General features: G+C 65.8%; 18 protein-coding genes. 12 read left to right on the forward strand and 6 right to left on the reverse strand.

Going from position 1 to position 16,737, the window contains the following annotated elements; translation table 11 throughout:
- The first annotated feature begins 23 nt into the window (after positions 1-23).
- Positions 24-1,676 carry a thiamine pyrophosphate-binding protein gene (locus ASE90_RS04720; protein ID WP_055996557.1) on the forward strand — a complete coding sequence of 551 codons (1,653 nt, stop codon included), beginning with the start codon at positions 24-26 and terminating at the stop codon, positions 1,674-1,676.
- Positions 1,677-2,157: 481 nt separating this feature from the next.
- Here the strand turns inward: ASE90_RS04720 and ASE90_RS04725 are convergent, their stop codons facing one another.
- From ASE90_RS04725 to thiS, 3 genes are all read right to left on the reverse strand, one after another.
- On the reverse strand, positions 2,158-2,502 hold the full coding sequence (locus ASE90_RS04725; RefSeq protein ID WP_055997333.1) for a hypothetical protein: 345 nt from the start codon (positions 2,500-2,502) through the stop codon (positions 2,158-2,160).
- 146 nt (positions 2,503-2,648) lie between these two features.
- Positions 2,649-2,831 carry a CsbD family protein gene (locus ASE90_RS04730; protein ID WP_055996560.1) on the reverse strand — a complete coding sequence of 61 codons (183 nt, stop codon included), beginning with the start codon at positions 2,829-2,831 and terminating at the stop codon, positions 2,649-2,651.
- An 89-nt stretch (positions 2,832-2,920) separates the two neighbouring features.
- Positions 2,921-3,928 (reverse strand): sulfur carrier protein ThiS, encoded by a 1,008-nt coding sequence (gene thiS / locus ASE90_RS04735; protein ID WP_082449415.1) that lies wholly within the window; start codon positions 3,926-3,928, stop codon positions 2,921-2,923.
- A 111-nt stretch (positions 3,929-4,039) separates the two neighbouring features.
- Between thiS and aroQ the strand changes: the two genes are divergently transcribed.
- The 6 genes from aroQ to ASE90_RS04765 all read left to right on the forward strand — a co-directional run bounded on the left by aroQ (position 4,040) and on the right by ASE90_RS04765 (position 9,062).
- Positions 4,040-4,486, forward strand: a complete 447-nt coding sequence (aroQ, locus tag ASE90_RS04740) for a type II 3-dehydroquinate dehydratase (protein WP_055996563.1) — start codon at positions 4,040-4,042, stop codon at positions 4,484-4,486.
- A gap of 45 nt (positions 4,487-4,531) precedes the next feature.
- Positions 4,532-5,044, forward strand: coding sequence for an acetyl-CoA carboxylase biotin carboxyl carrier protein (gene accB, locus ASE90_RS04745; RefSeq protein WP_055996566.1), 513 nt, complete (start codon positions 4,532-4,534; stop codon positions 5,042-5,044).
- Between the two features lies 1 nt (position 5,045).
- Complete coding sequence (gene accC, locus ASE90_RS04750) at positions 5,046-6,395, forward strand: acetyl-CoA carboxylase biotin carboxylase subunit (RefSeq protein ID WP_055996569.1); 1,350 nt, start codon at positions 5,046-5,048, stop codon at positions 6,393-6,395.
- A gap of 147 nt (positions 6,396-6,542) precedes the next feature.
- Positions 6,543-6,878, forward strand: a complete 336-nt coding sequence (gene arsC, locus ASE90_RS04755) for an arsenate reductase (glutaredoxin) (RefSeq protein WP_055996572.1) — start codon at positions 6,543-6,545, stop codon at positions 6,876-6,878.
- Between the two features lie 287 nt (positions 6,879-7,165).
- The gene (locus ASE90_RS04760; RefSeq protein WP_055996575.1) at positions 7,166-8,749 is read left to right on the forward strand and encodes a phospholipase D-like domain-containing protein; all 1,584 of its coding nucleotides are present in this window, start codon (positions 7,166-7,168) and stop codon (positions 8,747-8,749) included.
- Between the two features lie 28 nt (positions 8,750-8,777).
- Positions 8,778-9,062: a hypothetical protein gene (locus ASE90_RS04765; protein WP_156361410.1), complete on the forward strand. Its 285-nt coding sequence runs from the start codon at positions 8,778-8,780 to the stop codon at positions 9,060-9,062.
- A 45-nt stretch (positions 9,063-9,107) separates the two neighbouring features.
- On the opposite strand, the gene ASE90_RS04770 is transcribed toward ASE90_RS04765, so the two are convergent.
- A complete protein-coding gene (locus ASE90_RS04770) occupies positions 9,108-9,344 on the reverse strand; it encodes a hypothetical protein (RefSeq protein WP_055996581.1) in 237 nt (78 codons plus the stop codon).
- 244 nt (positions 9,345-9,588) lie between these two features.
- Between ASE90_RS04770 and purL the strand changes: the two genes are divergently transcribed.
- The 4 genes from purL to bfr all read left to right on the forward strand — a co-directional run bounded on the left by purL (position 9,589) and on the right by bfr (position 13,892).
- Positions 9,589-11,811, forward strand: coding sequence for a phosphoribosylformylglycinamidine synthase subunit PurL (purL, locus tag ASE90_RS04775; protein ID WP_055996584.1), 2,223 nt, complete (start codon positions 9,589-9,591; stop codon positions 11,809-11,811).
- A gap of 10 nt (positions 11,812-11,821) precedes the next feature.
- A complete protein-coding gene (locus ASE90_RS04780; RefSeq protein WP_055996587.1) occupies positions 11,822-13,036 on the forward strand; it encodes a DUF418 domain-containing protein in 1,215 nt (404 codons plus the stop codon).
- A 91-nt stretch (positions 13,037-13,127) separates the two neighbouring features.
- A complete protein-coding gene (locus ASE90_RS04785) occupies positions 13,128-13,298 on the forward strand; it encodes a bacterioferritin-associated ferredoxin (protein ID WP_055996590.1) in 171 nt (56 codons plus the stop codon).
- Positions 13,299-13,400: 102 nt separating this feature from the next.
- On the forward strand, positions 13,401-13,892 hold the full coding sequence (bfr, locus tag ASE90_RS04790) for a bacterioferritin (protein WP_055996593.1): 492 nt from the start codon (positions 13,401-13,403) through the stop codon (positions 13,890-13,892).
- Between the two features lie 69 nt (positions 13,893-13,961).
- On the opposite strand, the gene ASE90_RS04795 is transcribed toward bfr, so the two are convergent.
- On the reverse strand, positions 13,962-14,369 hold the full coding sequence (locus tag ASE90_RS04795; RefSeq protein ID WP_235531650.1) for an Hpt domain-containing protein: 408 nt from the start codon (positions 14,367-14,369) through the stop codon (positions 13,962-13,964).
- Between the two features lie 104 nt (positions 14,370-14,473).
- Positions 14,474-15,748 (reverse strand): NupC/NupG family nucleoside CNT transporter, encoded by a 1,275-nt coding sequence (locus ASE90_RS04800; protein WP_055996599.1) that lies wholly within the window; start codon positions 15,746-15,748, stop codon positions 14,474-14,476.
- A 152-nt stretch (positions 15,749-15,900) separates the two neighbouring features.
- Here ASE90_RS04800 and ASE90_RS04805 point away from each other — a divergent pair, with 152 nt between their 5' ends.
- Positions 15,901-16,551 (forward strand): queuosine precursor transporter, encoded by a 651-nt coding sequence (locus tag ASE90_RS04805; RefSeq protein WP_055997339.1) that lies wholly within the window; start codon positions 15,901-15,903, stop codon positions 16,549-16,551.
- Positions 16,552-16,737 lie beyond the last annotated feature (186 nt).

Genomic DNA, 16,737 nt, shown 5'->3' on the forward strand with positions numbered 1-16,737 from the left:
GTGGCCCGCGATAGCGTGGGGCCATGACAACTCCACGACCCGGCGGCCGCATCCTCGTCGATGCCCTTGTCACCCATGGCTGCGACCGCATCTTCCACGTCCCCGGCGAAAGCTTTCTCGCGGTCCTCGATGCGCTGCACGACACGCCCGCGATCGATCTGGTCACCTGCCGGCAGGAGGGCGGGGTCGGCTTCATGGCCTGTGTCGATGGGGTGCTGACCGGCCGGCCGGGCGTCGCCTTCGTCACCCGCGGGCCCGGTGCCACCAACGCCTCGATCGGCGTGCATGTCGCGATGCAGGATTCGATTCCGATGCTGCTGTTCATCGGCGACGTCGATCGCGGAATGCGCGACCGCGAAGGGTTTCAGGAGGTCGATTTCCTGACGATGTTCGCACCGCTCGCCAAGCTGGTGCTGCGCATCGACGATCCCGCGCGCATCCCCGAATATATCGCCCGCGCATGGCGCACCGCGACCTCGGGCCGCCCCGGCCCGGTCGTGATCGCGCTGCCCGAGGATATGCTGGTCGAGGAAGCGGTAGCGGTCGACCGCCCGCCGCTCGCGAAACTGGAAACGGTGCTCGATCCTGTCAACTTCACCGATATGCTCGACCGATTGCGCCGGGCCGAACGTCCGGTCGCGATCGTCGGCGGCGCGGGCTGGGACAAGGCGACGGGGGCCGCCTTCAGCGCCTTCGCCAAAAGCTGGGGTATCCCCATCGCCGGTGCGTTCCGGCGACAGGACGCCATCGCCAACGACACCCGCGCATGGGCCGGCAATCTCGGCTACGGCCCCTCGCCCAAGCTGGTGCAGCGGATCAAGGCCGCCGACCTGCTGCTGGTCGTCGGCGCGCGGCTCGGCGAAGCGACCACCGACGGCTACACCCTCGTCACCCCCGATCATCCGGGGCAAACGCTGATCCATGTCCATCCCGACCCGGCCGAACTCGACCGCGTGTACCGCGCCGACATCGCCATCGCCGCCGACCCGTTCGCCTTTGCCGACATGCTCGCCCGCGCAGAACCGCCGGCCAATCCGCATCCCTCGGGTGCCGAAGCCCATGCCGAATGGCTGGCATGGTCCACCCCCGCCCCGCGCGACGTCGCCCTCGACCTGGGCCAATGCGTCGCGGCGATGCGCGAGCGCCTGTCGGGCCATGACACGATCATCTGCAACGGCGCGGGCAATTTCTCGGGCTGGTGGCATCGCTACTGGCACTATGGCTGGTCGGGTACGCAGCTCGCCCCGACTTGCGGCGCGATGGGCTATGGCGTCCCCGCTGCCGTCGCCGCCGCCTTGCGCGAACCCGACAAACTGGCAGTCGCGGTGGCAGGTGACGGCGACTTCCTGATGAACGGACAGGAACTTGCCACCGCCGTTCAGCACCGCGCCAATCTGCTCGTCATCCTCGTCGACAATGGCGGCTACGGCACGATCCGGATGCATCAGGAGCGCGAATATCCCGCGCGCCTCAGCGGCACCGCGCTTCACAACCCTGACTTCGCCGCCCTTGCCCGCGCATACGGTGCGTGGTCCGAAACCGTCGAGACGACCGACCAATTCGCCCCCGCCCTCGACCGCGCGCTGGCGCGAACCGGCGTCCGCCTGCTCCACTGCAAGACCGAGATCGAAACCATCACCCACAGCACGACGATCGCCGCCATCCGCAATCGGTAGCGTCACCCGCTGCGGTACCGCCGGACCAGGGCCGATCGACATTCAGTTCGCTGCGCGTAAGGAATAGCGTTCCATCCCCTTTCGTCACTTCCGCGCAGGCGGGAGTCCATATACGCCAGCGTCGCAGATCGAGCCGAACCGTCGGCGTCGATGGATTCCCGCCTGCGCGGGAATGACGAAATTCCGTGGTTATCGCTGAAGGTCGATCGGCCCTAGTTCGAGACCTCTACAGCAGTCGCACGTCGAGGCAGAAACCCCGTACCCCCGCGCAGGCGGGGGTCCAGAGCCAAGCAAAACAACCGCTTGCGCTTGTGACACTGGCCCCCCGCCCGCGCCGGGGGTACGCTTATTGATCAGTGATCGCGACTTTTGCAGAGATCGCAAACACATCCGGCATGACGGTCGTGAACCTATGTCGGCCCACCCGGACCCGTGTCGGGCAACGGTTCCGATCGGACCGTTCGATCACACCGCCGCAACGCTACTCCACATCGACCGCCAACCGGTCCAGCCACGCCTGCGCCTGCTTGCGCTCGCCGACCGCCTGCGGCCCGACCGGGCCGCGCGATTTGATGAATTCGTGGTGCAAGGCGAAGGGCGGCATCCCCAACTGCTCGCGCATCGCGTCGATCTCCTCGCCGATCTGGACCAGTTCGTCGACGACCGGGGCGATCGCCGCGCGGGTACGTCGATCGCGGTTATGATCGAACAGCCCCTGTTTGCCCGACGCCGCTGCCGTCAGCGCGACGATCAACGCGTCGCGATACTCCGCCTCGCGCTCGACACGCAACGTTTCGGTACGGGCAAGTCGATCCGCTCTGGCCATCGCCGTTCCTATCGCGTCCGCTGCCGACCCGCAACGCGCGGCCTGCCGCAGCACGACGCCCGATACGAAAAGAGCCGCCCCGGTTTCCCGGAGCGACCCTTTCGCACCATCCGCCAACTACACGACGGTATGCGGTGCGGATCGGCTCAGATCTTGTCGCCGAGCGCGCCCTTGACGCTGCCCTTGACGTCCTGTCCGGTGCCCTTGGCCTGCTGGGCCTCGCCTTCGGCTTCCAGACGCTCGTTGTCGGTGGCCTTGCCTACGGCTTCCTTGACGTTGCCGGCGATCTTGTTGCCGGCTGCGGCGAGCTTGTCGGTGAGTTCACCCATGAAAGGCTCCTGTAGGTTGGCGAGGTTTCCCTCGCTGGATTGCGATTATACAAAGCGCAACCGCACCCACCGGTTCCATTAAACTTACTTCATATCAGGCCCGCCAGCGGGCTCGACGGATCGGCATAGCGCCGCCGCTGCATCCGGCCGGCCAGATAACCCATGCGCCCCGCCTCGACCGCGGCCTTCATCGCGCGGGCCATCAGCACCGGGTCCTTGGCCTCGGCGATGGCGGTGTTCATCAGCACCCCGTCGCAGCCCAGTTCCATCGCCACCGCCGCGTCGGACGCCTGTCCGACACCGGCATCGACCAGCACCGGCACCTTCGCCCCCTCGACGATCAGGCGGATCGTCACAAGGTTCTGGATGCCCAGCCCCGACCCGATCGGCGCGCCCAGCGGCATGATCGCGACCGCCCCCGCATCCTCCAGCCGCTTGGCCGCGATCGGATCGTCGACGCAATAGACCATCGGCAGAAAGCCTTCCCTGGCCAGCACCTCGGTCGCGCGCAGCGTTTCGACCATGTCGGGATACAGCGTCCGCGCCTCGCCCAGCACCTCCAGCTTGACCAGATCCCAGCCGCCCGCCTCGCGCGCCAGCCGCAGCGTGCGGATCGCGCTGTCGGCATCGAAGCAGCCGGCGGTGTTAGGCAGGTAGGTGATCTTCTTGGGATCGATAAAGTCGGTCAGCATCGGCGCCTTGGGGTCGCTGACGTTCACCCGGCGCACCGCGACCGTGACGATCTCTGCGCCCGACGCCGCGACGGCGGCGGCATTCTGTTCGAAATCCTTGTACTTGCCGGTGCCGACGATCAACCGCGAGGTGAAGGTGCGGCCCGCCACGCTCCACGTATCGGCCGACGCCGCGACCCGCTGATGATCGCCGCCCCCGACGAAATGCACGATCTCCAGCTCGTCGCCATCCTCGACCTTCACGTCCTTCAGCCTCGAACGCGGCACCACTTCCAGATTGCGCTCGACCGCCACCTTTTCGGCGACCAGCCCGATCTGCGCGGCCAGCTCGGCGATGGTCAGCCCGTCGCGAACCCGCATGTGATCGCCGTTGACCGTGATGCTGATGGTGCCGTCGCTATGCATGTCGTCTCCTGTCGGGGCGCCGTTCTCTCGACTTAGGGCGCCCGGTCCGGCTATGGTGCGGTGCATATAGGGACCGCGACCAAGCGCCCGCAACCGAAAGCCTGCCCGCCCGTGCCCGCACCGACGCCCGCCACCGTCTTCGTCCTCAACGGCCCGAACCTGAACCTGCTGGGCCTGCGCGAACCCGACATCTACGGGTCGGACACGCTCGACGACATCGCCGGGATGCTGGAGGATCGCGCCCGCGAACTGGGCCTCGCCATCGACCTTCGCCAGTCGAACCACGAAGGCCATCTGGTCGACTGGCTGCACGAGGCGCAGGCGGACGGGGCAAAGGCGGTGCTGCTCAACGCCGGTGCCTATACCCATACGTCGATCGCGCTCCACGACGCGATCAAGGCGGTGAAGACCCCGGTGATCGAGGTCCATCTGTCGAATCCGCATACCCGCGAGGACTTTCGCCACGTCAGCTTCGTCGGCCGCGCCGCACGCGGCACGGTGGCCGGGTTCGGCGCGCTCTCCTATCTGGTCGCGCTTGAAGCGGCCGCCCGCATCTGACAAGGGCGCGGTTTTTTATACTCAGCGATACCATTGGGGGTTACCATGGCAGACGACAATCAGGGCGAAGGAACGCCGTTCACCAGCCACGCGATGCGCGTCGACATCGACCTCGTCCGTGCGCTGGCGCAGGTGCTCGACGAAACCGACCTGACCGAGGTCGAGGTGGAGGACGGCGCGCGCAAGGTCCGCGTGGTGCGCAAGCATGCGCCGGTCGCACAGGCGACCTACGCCCCGGCCTATGCCTCGCAACCCGCGCCGCAGCTTGCCAGCGCCGCGACGACCACGATCGAGGCCGCTGCCGCCGTCGCGCCGGTCAGCGCCGTGCCGCCGGTGACCTCGCCGATGGTCGGCACCGTCTATCTCGCCGCCAATCCCGATGCGAAGCCGTTCATCGCGGTCGGGCAAAAGGTCGCGGCCGGGGACACGCTGGTCATCATCGAAGCGATGAAGGTCATGAACCCGATCGTCGCCCCCGCCGCCGGCACCGTGACGCAGATCCTCGTGTCGAACGGCCAGCCGGTCGAATTCGACCAGCCGCTGGTGGTCGTGGAATAACATGCCCGAAATCAAGAAACTGCTGATCGCCAACCGTGGCGAGATCGCGCTCCGCATCCACCGCGCGTGCCATGAAATGGGCATCAGGACGGTCGCGGTCCATTCGACCGCCGATGCCGATGCGATGCACGTGCGCCTCGCCGACGAAGCCATCTGCATCGGCCCGCCGGCGGCGACCGACAGCTATCTCAACATCCCCAACATCATCTCGGCCGCCGAGATCAGCGGCGCGGACGCGATCCATCCGGGCTATGGCTTCCTGTCGGAAAACGCCAAGTTCGCCGAGATCGTCGAGCTGCATAATCTGATCTTCGTCGGTCCCAAGCCCGAACATATCCGGGTGATGGGCGACAAGGTGGAGGCGAAGCGGACCGCCGGCAAGCTCGGCCTCCCCCTCGTCCCCGGCTCCGACGGCCCGATCGCGGACGTCGACGAGGCCAAGGCGATCGCCGCGTCGATCGGCTATCCGGTCATCATCAAGGCCGCATCGGGCGGCGGCGGGCGCGGCATGAAGGTCTGCGCATCCGAGGACCAGCTCGAAACGCTGATGCAGCAGGCGGGCAGCGAGGCGAAGGCGGCGTTCGGCGACGCCACCGTCTATATGGAGAAATATCTCGGCAACCCGCGCCATATCGAGTTCCAGGTGTTCGGCGACGGCAACGGCCACGCCATTCATCTGGGCGAGCGCGACTGTTCGCTGCAACGCCGCCACCAGAAGGTGCTCGAGGAAGCGCCCTCGCCCGTGCTCGGACAGGCCGACCGCGAGCGCATGGGCGGCATCTGTGCAAAGGCGATGGCCGATATGGGCTATCGCGGCGCGGGCACGATCGAATTCCTGTGGGAGGACGGCGAGTTCTATTTCATCGAAATGAACACCCGCCTGCAGGTTGAACATCCGGTGACCGAAATGATCACCGGCCTAGACCTCGTCCGCGAACAGATCCGCGTCGCCGAAGGGCACGGCCTGACCTGTCGGCAGGAGCAGATCCGCTTCACCGGCCACGCGATCGAATGCCGCATCAATGCCGAGGACCCGCGCACCTTCGCGCCGTCGCCCGGCACGGTGAAGCATTTCCATGCCCCCGGCGGGATGCACGTCCGCGTCGATAGCGGACTGTATGCGGGCTACAAGGTACCGCCCTATTACGACAGCATGATCGCCAAGCTGATCGTCTATGGCACCACCCGCGAACGCTGCCTGATGCGCCTGCGCCGCGCACTGGAGGAATTCGTGATCGAGGGGATGAAGACCACCATTCCGCTGCATCAGGCGCTGCTAGACGACCCCGAATTCCAGCAGGGCGACTATACGATCAAATGGCTCGAGGAATGGCTGGCAAAGAACGACTGACGTAAGATCCTCCCCGCCCGCGGGGAGGGGGACCATCCGCAGAATGGTGGAGGGGGATGGCCCCAAACGCAACCGTGGTGGACGCGGACATCGCCCTCTACCACCGGCTACGCCGACGGTCCCCCTCCCCGTACCGGGGAGGAAATCATGAAAGCCACGATCTACCACAACCCCCGCTGCTCGAAGTCCCGCGCGGCTCTGACGCTCCTGACCGAAGCCGGCGCCGACGTCACCGTCATCGAATATCTGAAAACCCCGCCGACCCGCGCAGAACTGGCCGACCTGTTCAACCGCGCCAACCTCACCCCACGCGAGGCCCTGCGCACCGGCGAAACCGAAGCCAGACCGCTGAAGAACGCCACCGACGCCGCCATTCTCGACGCGATGGCCGAGCACCCCATCCTGATCGAACGCCCGATCGTCGAAACGTCCAGGGGCAGCGTCCTCGCCCGTCCGCCGGAACGGGTGCACGAAATCCTGTAACCACCTCCCCATCCCGTCACCCGGGCTTGGCCCGGGGTGACGACAGATCGACGCCCCGCATCGTCATTCCCGCGAAGGCGAGCGCGCCCGCATCCGCCCTTTCCTACACGCCGCCGCCCTGCCAGCATCGCCCTCCCGCTCTTTCCCATCGTCCGCCCGCCGCCCGTCCCAACCGGTGTCCGACACGCGCGCCACAAACCGCGCGCGAGTGTGACCTTTGTGACCTTTGGCCACGTCACGCGCCGCTAACCCTTGGAACCGTCACGATAGGATGCCATGGCGGGCATATGGCACGTCATACTCCTCCGCTCGAACCCGGTCGTAACTGCTGGCGGATCGAGCGCGCGACCCGCGCGACCGTGCTGGTCGATGCCGACAATTATTTCACCCATGCCCGCGACGCGATGCTGAAGGCCAGGAAGCAGATCATGCTGATCGGCTGGGACTTCGATGCGCGCATCCGGTTCAAGACCGATCCGGAGAGCGAAGGCCCCGACAAGGTCGGCGAATTCATCAGTTGGCTGGTGCGCCGCACGCCGGGGCTACAGGTCCATATTTTGCGCTGGGACACCGGCGCGATCAAGACGCTGTTCCACGGCCGCACGCTGGTACGGATCGCCAAATGGATCGGCGATCCGCAGGTCCATCTCCGCCTCGACGGGCATCACCCGATCGCCGGATCGCATCATCAAAAGGTCGTGGTCATCGACGACAGCGTCGCCTTTTGCGGCGGGATCGACATGACCGTCGATCGTTGGGACACGCGCGAACACCTCGACAACGATCCCCGTCGTCTCGAACCCGATGGCACGCCCTACCAACCATGGCACGACGTCACGACGGCGCTGGAAGGGCCGGTCGCGGCCGCCCTTGGCGACATGTGCCGCCGCCGCTGGGCAGTGTCGGGGGGCGAGGTCCTGCCCGCCCCGACCGGTACCGGCGATTGCTGGCCGACCGGGCTGGACGCCGACTTCACCGAAATCGACGTCGCCATCGCCCGTACCATCCCCGAAATGGCCGAACAGGAACCGGTGCACGAGATCGAGACGCTCTATCTCGACCTGATCGCCCGCGCCGAACGCTTCATCTACGCCGAAAGCCAGTATTTCGCCTCGCGCAAGGTCGCCGAGGCGATCGCGAGGCGGCTGGACGAAGCCGACGGCCCCGAAGTCGTGATCGTCAACCCGACCACGGCGGAGGGCTGGCTCGAACCGGTCGCGATGGATTCGGCGCGCGCCCGCATCTTTCAGGCGTTGAAGGAACGCGACCGCCACGACCGGCTGCGCATCTACCACCCCTTCACCGCCGGCGGCACCGCCATCTATGTCCATGCCAAGGTGACGGTGATCGACGACCAGCTGCTGCGCGTCGGCTCGTCGAACTTCAACAACCGTTCGCTGCGCCTCGACACCGAATGCGACGTGACCATCGATGCCACCCGCCATGTCAATGCCGACGAACGGCGTACCATCGCCGGCATTCGCGACTCGTTGCTGGCCGAGCATCTTTGCACCGATTGCAAGACGATCGAGGCCACGCTGGAGCGTACCGGCTCGCTGATCGCGACCATCGAGGAACTTCGCGGCGAAGGCCGCTCGCTACGCCCCTATGAAGTGCCGGACCTCGGCGCGGTCACCGAATGGCTGGCGGACAACAAGATCCTCGATCCCGAAGGTCCGGGCGAGATGTTCGAAGGGTTGTCGCAGCGCACGCCGCTGCTCAAGAAGCTGAAGAAGCACCGCCCGCATCTCCACCGCGCCGACGATACGCTGTCGCCGGTGATGACGGCGGTCGCGGTCGGCGGCACCGTCGCCGGCGGCACGTTGCTTGGCATGATGCTGTGGCAGGCGTGGAAGAAGCGGAAAGTTTGAGCCGCTCGTCTTCCGGTCAGGAGACCGCTTGATGCTGTGGGTGCTGGCCGGATCGACATGGGCGATCGCCCTGCTGTCGCTCATCGCGCTTCGCTATGAGGTTCCGATCCGCTTACGGCAAGCGATAGGGATCGTCGCGCTTGTTCCGCTCGCGATAGTGGCGTGGCGCTGGTGGTCGGGAATGGCAACGCCGACTCTCGACACCGCATTCTTTGTCATGATGGGCGGACTGTTCTGCGACGACCTTGTTACCAAAATCGGAGAACGTCGCTCCGCAGTGCTGGACCGCGCTGACGGGCAAGGTACAAACTGAAAACCGAAGCGGGGACCGACACTGGCCCCCGCCCCGCAACCGGACTTAGTTGCTGTCCGAATTGTCGTCGGTGGCGATGATGACGCCGCCGGCGACGATCGCGGCTGCCAGCAGTGCGAACACGATGCCGCCGCCGGCCAGCTTCTGGCCACCCTTGGTCGGGGCCGACGCACGGACCGAATTCGCAACCGACAGCGACTGCGCGTTCGATGCGGCGTTGGCGGCGACCGGGGCTGCGACCAGCGTGGTTGCCGCGATTGCCGTCAGAAACTTCGAAACCATTCAGATTCTCCCTTGCTCGGCATGACGCCCTGCTACGCCAGCGACCGGCGATGCGGATCACCGACGTCTAGCGCTATGCAAGGTTCCCACAGCAAACGGGTTAATCGAAGCGGATTAAATCCAGCCGATCATAATTGTTCTTCGCCTGTACCTATTTTGCAACGCAGCAGAACCACCGGAAACACATCGGCAACGATCACAAACCGGCTGGCACCGCCTGCGCGCGCACGCTAGAGGCACGCCCATGACCCAGATCACGTCCGAGATCGTCGCCGAACACGGCCTGAGCCCCGAAGAATATGCGCGTGTCCTGCACGCGATGGGCCGTGAGCCGAACCTCACCGAGCTTGGCATCTTCTCGGTCATGTGGTCGGAACATTGCAGCTATAAATCCAGCCGCATCCATCTGAAAAAGCTGCCGACGACCGGCCGTCAGGTCATTTGCGGTCCGGGTGAGAATGCCGGCGTGATCGATATCGGCGACGGACAGGCGGCGATCTTCAAGATGGAGAGCCACAACCACCCGTCCTATATCGAACCCTATCAGGGGGCGGCGACCGGCGTCGGCGGCATCCTGCGCGACGTGTTCACCATGGGTGCCCGGCCGATCGCGAACCTCAACGCGCTGCGCTTCGGCCGGCCCGATCATCCCAAGATGCGCCACCTGATCGCGGGCGTGGTCCACGGCATCGGCGGCTACGGCAACTGCGTCGGCGTGCCGACCGTCGGCGGCGAAGTGAATTTCCACCCCGCCTATGACGGCAACATTCTCGTCAACGCGATGACCGTCGGCATCGCCGACACCGACAAGATCTTCTATTCGGCGGCATCGGGCGTCGGCAATCCGATCGTCTATGTCGGGTCGAAGACCGGCCGCGACGGTATCCACGGCGCGACCATGGCCTCGGCGGACTTCGGCGAGGATGCCGAGGAGAAGCGCCCGACCGTGCAGGTCGGCGACCCCTTCACCGAAAAGCTGCTGATCGAGGCGTGCCTCGAACTCATGGCCTCCGACGCGATCGTCGCAATTCAGGACATGGGCGCCGCGGGCCTCACCTCCTCCTCGGTCGAGATGGCGTCGAAGGGCGGGGTCGGCATCGAACTGGTCATGGACGACGTGCCGCAGCGTGAGCGCGGCATGACCCCGTACGAAATGATGCTGTCGGAAAGCCAGGAGCGGATGCTCATGGTGCTCAAGCCCGGCCGCGAGGATTTCGCGCGCGCGATCTTCGACAAATGGGAGCTCGACTTCGCGGTCATCGGTCACGTCACCGACACCGGCCGCATGGTGCTGAAATGGCAGGGGGACGTCGTCGCCGACATTCCGCTGGCGCCGCTGGCCGACGATGCCCCGCTCTACGATCGGCCGCATGTCGCCACGCCCAAGCCCGCCGAGCTGACCGACGTCCCCGAATGCACCGATCCGGCCGCCGACCTGCTAAAGCTGATGGGATCGCCCGACATCGCCAGCCGCCGCTGGATCTGGGAACAGTACGACCACATGGTCGGTGCGAACACCGTGCAGCGCCCCGGCGGCGATGCGGCGGTGGTGCGGGTGCATGGGACGCAGAAGGCGCTGGCGATGACCACCGACTGCACCCCGCGCTATTGCTTCGCCGACCCGGTCGAGGGCGGAAAACAGGCGATCGCCGAGGCGTATCGCAACCTGACCGCCGTCGGCGCGACGCCGCTGGCGGTTACCAACTGCCTGAACTTCGCCAATCCGCAGCGGCCCGAGATCATGGGCCAGATCGTCGGCTGCCTCGACGGGATGAGCGAAGCCTGCCGCGCGCTCGACTTCCCGATCGTGTCGGGCAACGTCTCGCTCTACAATGAATCGAAAGCGACCGGCGGCGGCTCGGCGATCCTGCCGACCCCGGCGATCGGCGGCGTCGGGCTGCTGGCCGATTGGGAGAAGTCGGCGACGATCGCCTTCAAGCAGACCGGCGACATCATTCTGCGCGTCGGCGACCGCACCGGGCCGCTCGGCCAGTCGCTCTGGCTGCGCGAACTGCACGGCCGTGAGGAAGGCCCGCCGCCGCCGGTCGATCTCGACGCCGAACGCAGCACCGGCGGCTATATCCGCCGCGCGATCCTGTCGGGCAAGATCACCGCCTGCCACGACGTCAGCGACGGCGGCCTTGCGGTAACGGTCGCCGAAATGGCGCTGGCCGGCAATGTCGGCGCGATCCTCGACCGCAAGCTGCCGTTCGACGACATCGCCCGCTCGCTCTTTGCCGAGGATCAGGGCGTCTATATCGTCACCGTCCACGACCATGCGCTGCTCGAATTCCTGCAGGGCGCGGAAAAGGCCGGGGTCGATGCCGAACCGATCGGCCGGACGATCGGCAGCCGCATCATCTTCGAACTGACCGATGGCGATTTCGCCGTCGCGCTCGACGATCTGCGCAAGGCGCATGAAGGCTTTTTCCCGGCACTGATGAACGGCGACGCCGCCCTTGCCTGAACCGACGCCCATGGGCCGTATCGCGACGATCGATACGGTCCGGGGCGTCGCCGTCATGGGGATCCTGTTCCTCAACATCCTCGCCTTCGCCCTGCCCGAAGCGGCTTATATCAGCCCGCGCGCCTATGGCCTGAACGGCGCGGCCGACCGCGTCGCCTATTACGCCGTACTGATCCTGTTCGACGGCAAGATGCGCGGACTGTTCTCGTTCCTGTTCGGCGCGTCGCTGCTGCTGGTCACCGACCGGGCGGAGGCCGCCGGGCGCGATCCGGCGGCGGTTCACTACGCGCGTATGGGCTGGTTGTTCGTACTCGGCCTCACCCATGCCGCCCTGCTCTGGCGTGGCGACATCCTCGCCCATTATGCGTTGATCGGGTCGGCTGCCTATGCGTTCCGCTCGCTCGGCCCCGGACGGCTGCTAGCGTTCGGTATCGCCTTCGCGCTGATCGATGCGCTGCTCATGGGCTCGATCCCGCTCGCCTATCTGTCGATACGGGCGAGTGATGGCGCGAAGGCCGTGCAGAACCTGCGCGATTTCCAGGACGCGTTCGGCGTCCCCGCCCCCGCCGTCCTTGCACGGGAGTTTGCCGTGTACCGGGGAAGCTATGCCGGAATCCTCGCCCACAATCTGGCGGAGATCGCCGAAAGCCTCAGCAACACGCTGATCATCGGCTTCGAAACCATTGCCTATATGCTGTTCGGCATGGCTGCGCTGCGCAGCGGGATGCTCGACGGCCGCTGGTCGCGTCGCCGGCTGTGGCGATGGGCGATCGGCGGGACGGGCATCGGCCTGCTCGGCTATGGGGCGATCGCGGTCTGGATGGCGTCGCGCGACCTCGACGTGCTGGCCATCGTCGCCGGGCCGATCGCGCTGGCCACCCCGGTCCGCGCGATCATGATCCCCGGCTGGGCGGCCACGATCGTGCTGCTGGCCGCCGGCGGCGGTCCCATCGCGCGCCGATTCGCCGCTGCCGGGCGGATGGCGCTCAGCAACTATCTCGCCACCAGCATCGTCATGTGTTTCGTCTTCTACGGATGGGGCCTCGGCCAGTTCGGCCACTGGTCGCGCGCGTCGCTCTATCTACCGGTGTTCGCGATGTGCGCCGCGATGCTGCTCTGGTCGCCATGGTGGCTGGCCCGCTGTCGCTACGGGCCGTTCGAATGGCTGTGGCGGTCACTCGCACGCCGGCAATGGCAACCGATACACAGTTCGTCGACGACCTGAACACGACGAATTGATGCGAATGATCCGCAATAATTGTTGCGAACGATTTTCACTACCAGTATGAACCGACCCAACGGAGCGAGGGTCGAACATGGTCGTATGCGTCTGCAATGCCATTCGGGAACGCGATGTGCGCGAGGCTGCGCGCGGCGGCGCGAACAGCGCCTGCCAGGCGTATCGCGCGCTGGGATGTCAGGCGAAATGCGGTCAATGCGTGCCGTTCGCGCGAGCCATTATCGACGCGGAGCGCGCGGCTGCGTAGCGTTCGCAGCTATCGAAATCGGCGGAAATCAGCCACGTTGATGCTGTCCCTGTCGCGTCAAACCGCGTAGACGCCGTCCATCACAGGATAAGGACGAACGACGTGAAGGGCGACGCAAAGGTCATCGAATTTCTCAACGAGGCGCTCCGCAACGAGCTGACCGCGGTCAACCAGTATTGGCTGCATTATCGCCTGCTCGACCATTGGGGCGTCTACAAGCTCGCCCAGTTCGAACGCCACGAATCGATCGACGAGATGAAGCATGCCGACCGTCTGGCGGAGCGCATCCTGTTCCTCGACGGCCTGCCCAACTTCCAGCTGCTCGGTCGCCTGCGCGTCGGTGAAACGGTCGAGGAGATCCTCAAGGCCGATCTCGCGATCGAGGTCGAAGCGGTCGCGCAGCTGCGCGAAGCGGTCGCCTATTGCGAAAGCATCCGCGATTTCGTCAGCCGCGATCTGTTCGCGGAAATCCTGATGAACGAGGAAGAGCATGTCGACACGCTCGAAACCCAGTTCGAGATGATCGAGCGGATGGGCATCCAGAACTACATTCAGCTCAACGCCAAGTCGGAATACGACAAGCACGGGCTGTAACGCCGATGGCCGGCCGCGCATCGTCGCGGTCGGCTTTTTCGAAACAACGGACGGTCGGAAACGCCGTTCTTACAGCGCGACCGGCCGCTTGCCGAACCCGGTCGACTTGCGCTGCGCCAGCGGGTTGCTGTCGCGGTCTAGCGACGCCAGCGTCGCCTGAAACGTCGGGCGCAGCCGCGCGACATGCTCCAGCGCCTCGGTCGGCTTGTCATGCGTCTCGACGCATTTGCGGGCGATCAGCTCGATGCCCTCCGCCATATCGGCCAGCGTCTCCGCGCCGAACTGCCGCGACTCACCCTTCAGCGTATGCGCCGGCAGGACCATCGCCACCGCATTCTGTTCGCGCATCGCCTGTTCGATCGCCAGCAGCGACTTCAGCCCATCCTCACGGAAGTATCCGAGAATGCGGATGAAATTCGCGCCCAGTTCCCCCCGCGTCTGCGTCAGTACCCGCTGATCGATCAGTCCGTCGTTCATGGCCATCCCCGTCACCCAAGTCGCACGCCGTGTCCGGCATGGACGAGCACCCGTATTGAAATGGCGTAAACAGACGGTTGACGGGGCGGGTCACCGCCGCATTTTCAAGCCAGTAACAGCCCCGCCAGCGCCGCCGACATGAGGTTCGCCAGACTGCCCGCGATCAGCGCGCGGATGCCCAGCCGCGCGATCATCGGCCGCTGATTGGGGGCGAGGCTACCGGTCACCGCCATCTGGATCGCGATCGACGAGAAGTTGGCGAAGCCACACAGGGCGAAAGTGATGATCGCGATCGTCCGCGTCGACAATTGTCCGCCGGCTTCCCCGAGCGAGATATAGGCGACGAATTCGTTCAGCACGACCTTCTGCCCGAACAACCCGCCCGCGATCCCTGCTTCGTTCCACGGCACGTTCAGCAGGAACATCAGCGGCGCGAAGACATAGCCGAGCAACCGCTGGAAGCTGAGGTCGGCGATCCCGAACCAGTTGCCGATCCCGCCGAGCAGGCCGTTGGCCAGCGCCACCAGCGCGACGAACGCCAGCACCATCGCGCCGACCGCCACCGCCAGCTTCACGCCGGTCTGCGCACCCTGTGCCGCCGCCATGATGATGTTGGCCGGACGTTCCTCGTCATGCGTCGCCTCTGCCAGCGCGATCGAATCCGCCTCGCGCCCGATCCGGTCGGCATCGCCCAGCGGCAATTCTCCGGCAGGTGGCTCGGGCGTGTCGGGCATGATGATCTTGGCCATCAGGATGCCGCCCGGCGCCGCCATGAAGCTGGCCGCCAGCAGGAAATCGATGCGGATGCCCATCGATGCGTACGCCGCCAAAATCGTGCCGGCGACGCCGGCCATGCCGCTGGTCATCACCGTGAACAACTGCGCCGGGGTCAGCCCCGCCAAATAGGGCCTGATCACCAGCGGCGATTCGCTCTGTCCGACGAAGATATTGGCGGCAGCGCACAGCGATTCGACCTTGCTGACGCCGATCACCTTTTCGATGCCGCCACCGATCCAGCGAACCACCAGCTGCATGATGCCGAGATAATAGAGGATCGACACCAGCGACGCGAAGAAGATGATGACCGGCAAGGCGGCGATGGCGAAGCTCGTCCCGCCGATTTCCGGACGCGCCAGCGGGCCGAACAGGAACGACGTGCCGGCATTGGCATAGGCGAGCAGGTTGGCGACGCCCCCCGACAGGAACCCCAGCACGCCCTTCCCCCATGGCGTGTAGAGCACCAGTACCGCGATCCCTGCCTGCAACGCGAACGCCGCGCCGACCACGCGCAACCGGATCGCGCGGCGGTTGGTCGATAACGCAAAGGCGATGCCGAGGATCACGACGATGCCGGCGATGCCGATGAGGAAACGTGTCATGTAAGCGAAGTACCCTGCCCCGCCGCCCGCCCGGACGGCCCCAAACCGTCGCGATATGCCATGCCGGTGTCGCGGGGGCCAGCGGTGACAAACGCTTTTGCCATCGGCGGTTTTCGGGACTAGCAAGGGCCATGACGACACCTGCAACGACGATAGCTGCAATGCCCGCGCCGGCGACGATCACCATGCCCCGCGCGCTGTTCATCTTTTCGATCTTCTACGGCGGCATGGTCTGCATCGCCGGCGTGCTCGGCAACAAACAGGTCGCGATCGGCCCGCTGGCGGTGGAGGCAGGCATCTTCGCCTTCCTGCTGCTGGTCGTGGTGTCCAGCGCGGTCGCCGAACTGTACGGCGCGTCGCGCGCGAAGCATCTGGTCTGGTTCGGGTTCCTGCCGCTGCTGGCGTCGATGCTGCTGGTCGCGATCGTCCTCGAACTGCCCGCCGCCCCCAGCATGGAGGCCGACCGGCTCGCCGCCTTCGACCTCGTCATGCGTTCCAACCTGCGCATCTGGATGGCGGGCATCGTCGCGTACGGCGTGTCGCAGACGCTGAACGTCACCATCTTCGGCTGGCTGAAGCGCGGGCAGGGCAAGCTGCTCTGGCTGCGCGCGGCGGTCGCCAGCGTCCTGTCGCAGATCGTCGACACCCTGATCTTCATCTCGGTCGCCTTTTACGGCGTATTTCCGATCGGGCAGCTGGTCGTCGGGCAGATGCTGGCCAAGGTCACGTTGTCGATCGTCCTAGTCCCGCCGCTGATCTACGCGTTCGTCGCTTTGGGACGACGGCTGGATCGGGCGAGGTAAGCAGGATTCGGTTTCACGCGAAGGCGCGGAGACGCGAAGAAGTGGTTTTGGTTTCGCGCAGAGGCACAAAGAACGTGAAGGGGTCGCGCTCGCCGCGATAGCGGCTCTCCTTCATCAGACGCAGGTCGAGAAGAGGCTTCGCCGCACAGGCCGACCCAACCCGCTCCACGCCCCCTTTGCGCCCTT

Origin of the sequence: Sphingomonas sp. Leaf67, assembly GCF_001421965.1 — a bacterium.
Lineage (GTDB): Bacteria > Pseudomonadota > Alphaproteobacteria > Sphingomonadales > Sphingomonadaceae > Sphingomonas.

Bases quoted from the DNA above. Each gene is read 5' to 3' on its own strand.
- purL (WP_055996584.1), top strand. From the start codon at position 9,589: ATGACCCAGATCACGTCCGAGATCGTCGCCGAACACGGCCTGAGCCCC.
- ASE90_RS04795 (WP_235531650.1), bottom strand. From the start codon at position 14,369: ATGAACGACGGACTGATCGATCAGCGGGTACTGACGCAGACGCGGGGG.
- accB (WP_055996566.1), top strand. From the start codon at position 4,532: ATGGCAGACGACAATCAGGGCGAAGGAACGCCGTTCACCAGCCACGCG.
- ASE90_RS04730 (WP_055996560.1), bottom strand. From the start codon at position 2,831: ATGGGTGAACTCACCGACAAGCTCGCCGCAGCCGGCAACAAGATCGCC.
- ASE90_RS04800 (WP_055996599.1), bottom strand. From the start codon at position 15,748: ATGACACGTTTCCTCATCGGCATCGCCGGCATCGTCGTGATCCTCGGC.
- ASE90_RS04760 (WP_055996575.1), top strand. From the start codon at position 7,166: ATGGCACGTCATACTCCTCCGCTCGAACCCGGTCGTAACTGCTGGCGG.
- ASE90_RS04780 (WP_055996587.1), top strand. From the start codon at position 11,822: ATGGGCCGTATCGCGACGATCGATACGGTCCGGGGCGTCGCCGTCATG.
- ASE90_RS04720 (WP_055996557.1), top strand. From the start codon at position 24: ATGACAACTCCACGACCCGGCGGCCGCATCCTCGTCGATGCCCTTGTC.
- ASE90_RS04725 (WP_055997333.1), bottom strand. From the start codon at position 2,502: ATGGCCAGAGCGGATCGACTTGCCCGTACCGAAACGTTGCGTGTCGAG.
- arsC (WP_055996572.1), top strand. From the start codon at position 6,543: ATGAAAGCCACGATCTACCACAACCCCCGCTGCTCGAAGTCCCGCGCG.
- ASE90_RS04785 (WP_055996590.1), top strand. From the start codon at position 13,128: ATGGTCGTATGCGTCTGCAATGCCATTCGGGAACGCGATGTGCGCGAG.
- accC (WP_055996569.1), top strand. From the start codon at position 5,046: ATGCCCGAAATCAAGAAACTGCTGATCGCCAACCGTGGCGAGATCGCG.
- ASE90_RS04770 (WP_055996581.1), bottom strand. From the start codon at position 9,344: ATGGTTTCGAAGTTTCTGACGGCAATCGCGGCAACCACGCTGGTCGCA.
- thiS (WP_082449415.1), bottom strand. From the start codon at position 3,928: ATGCATAGCGACGGCACCATCAGCATCACGGTCAACGGCGATCACATG.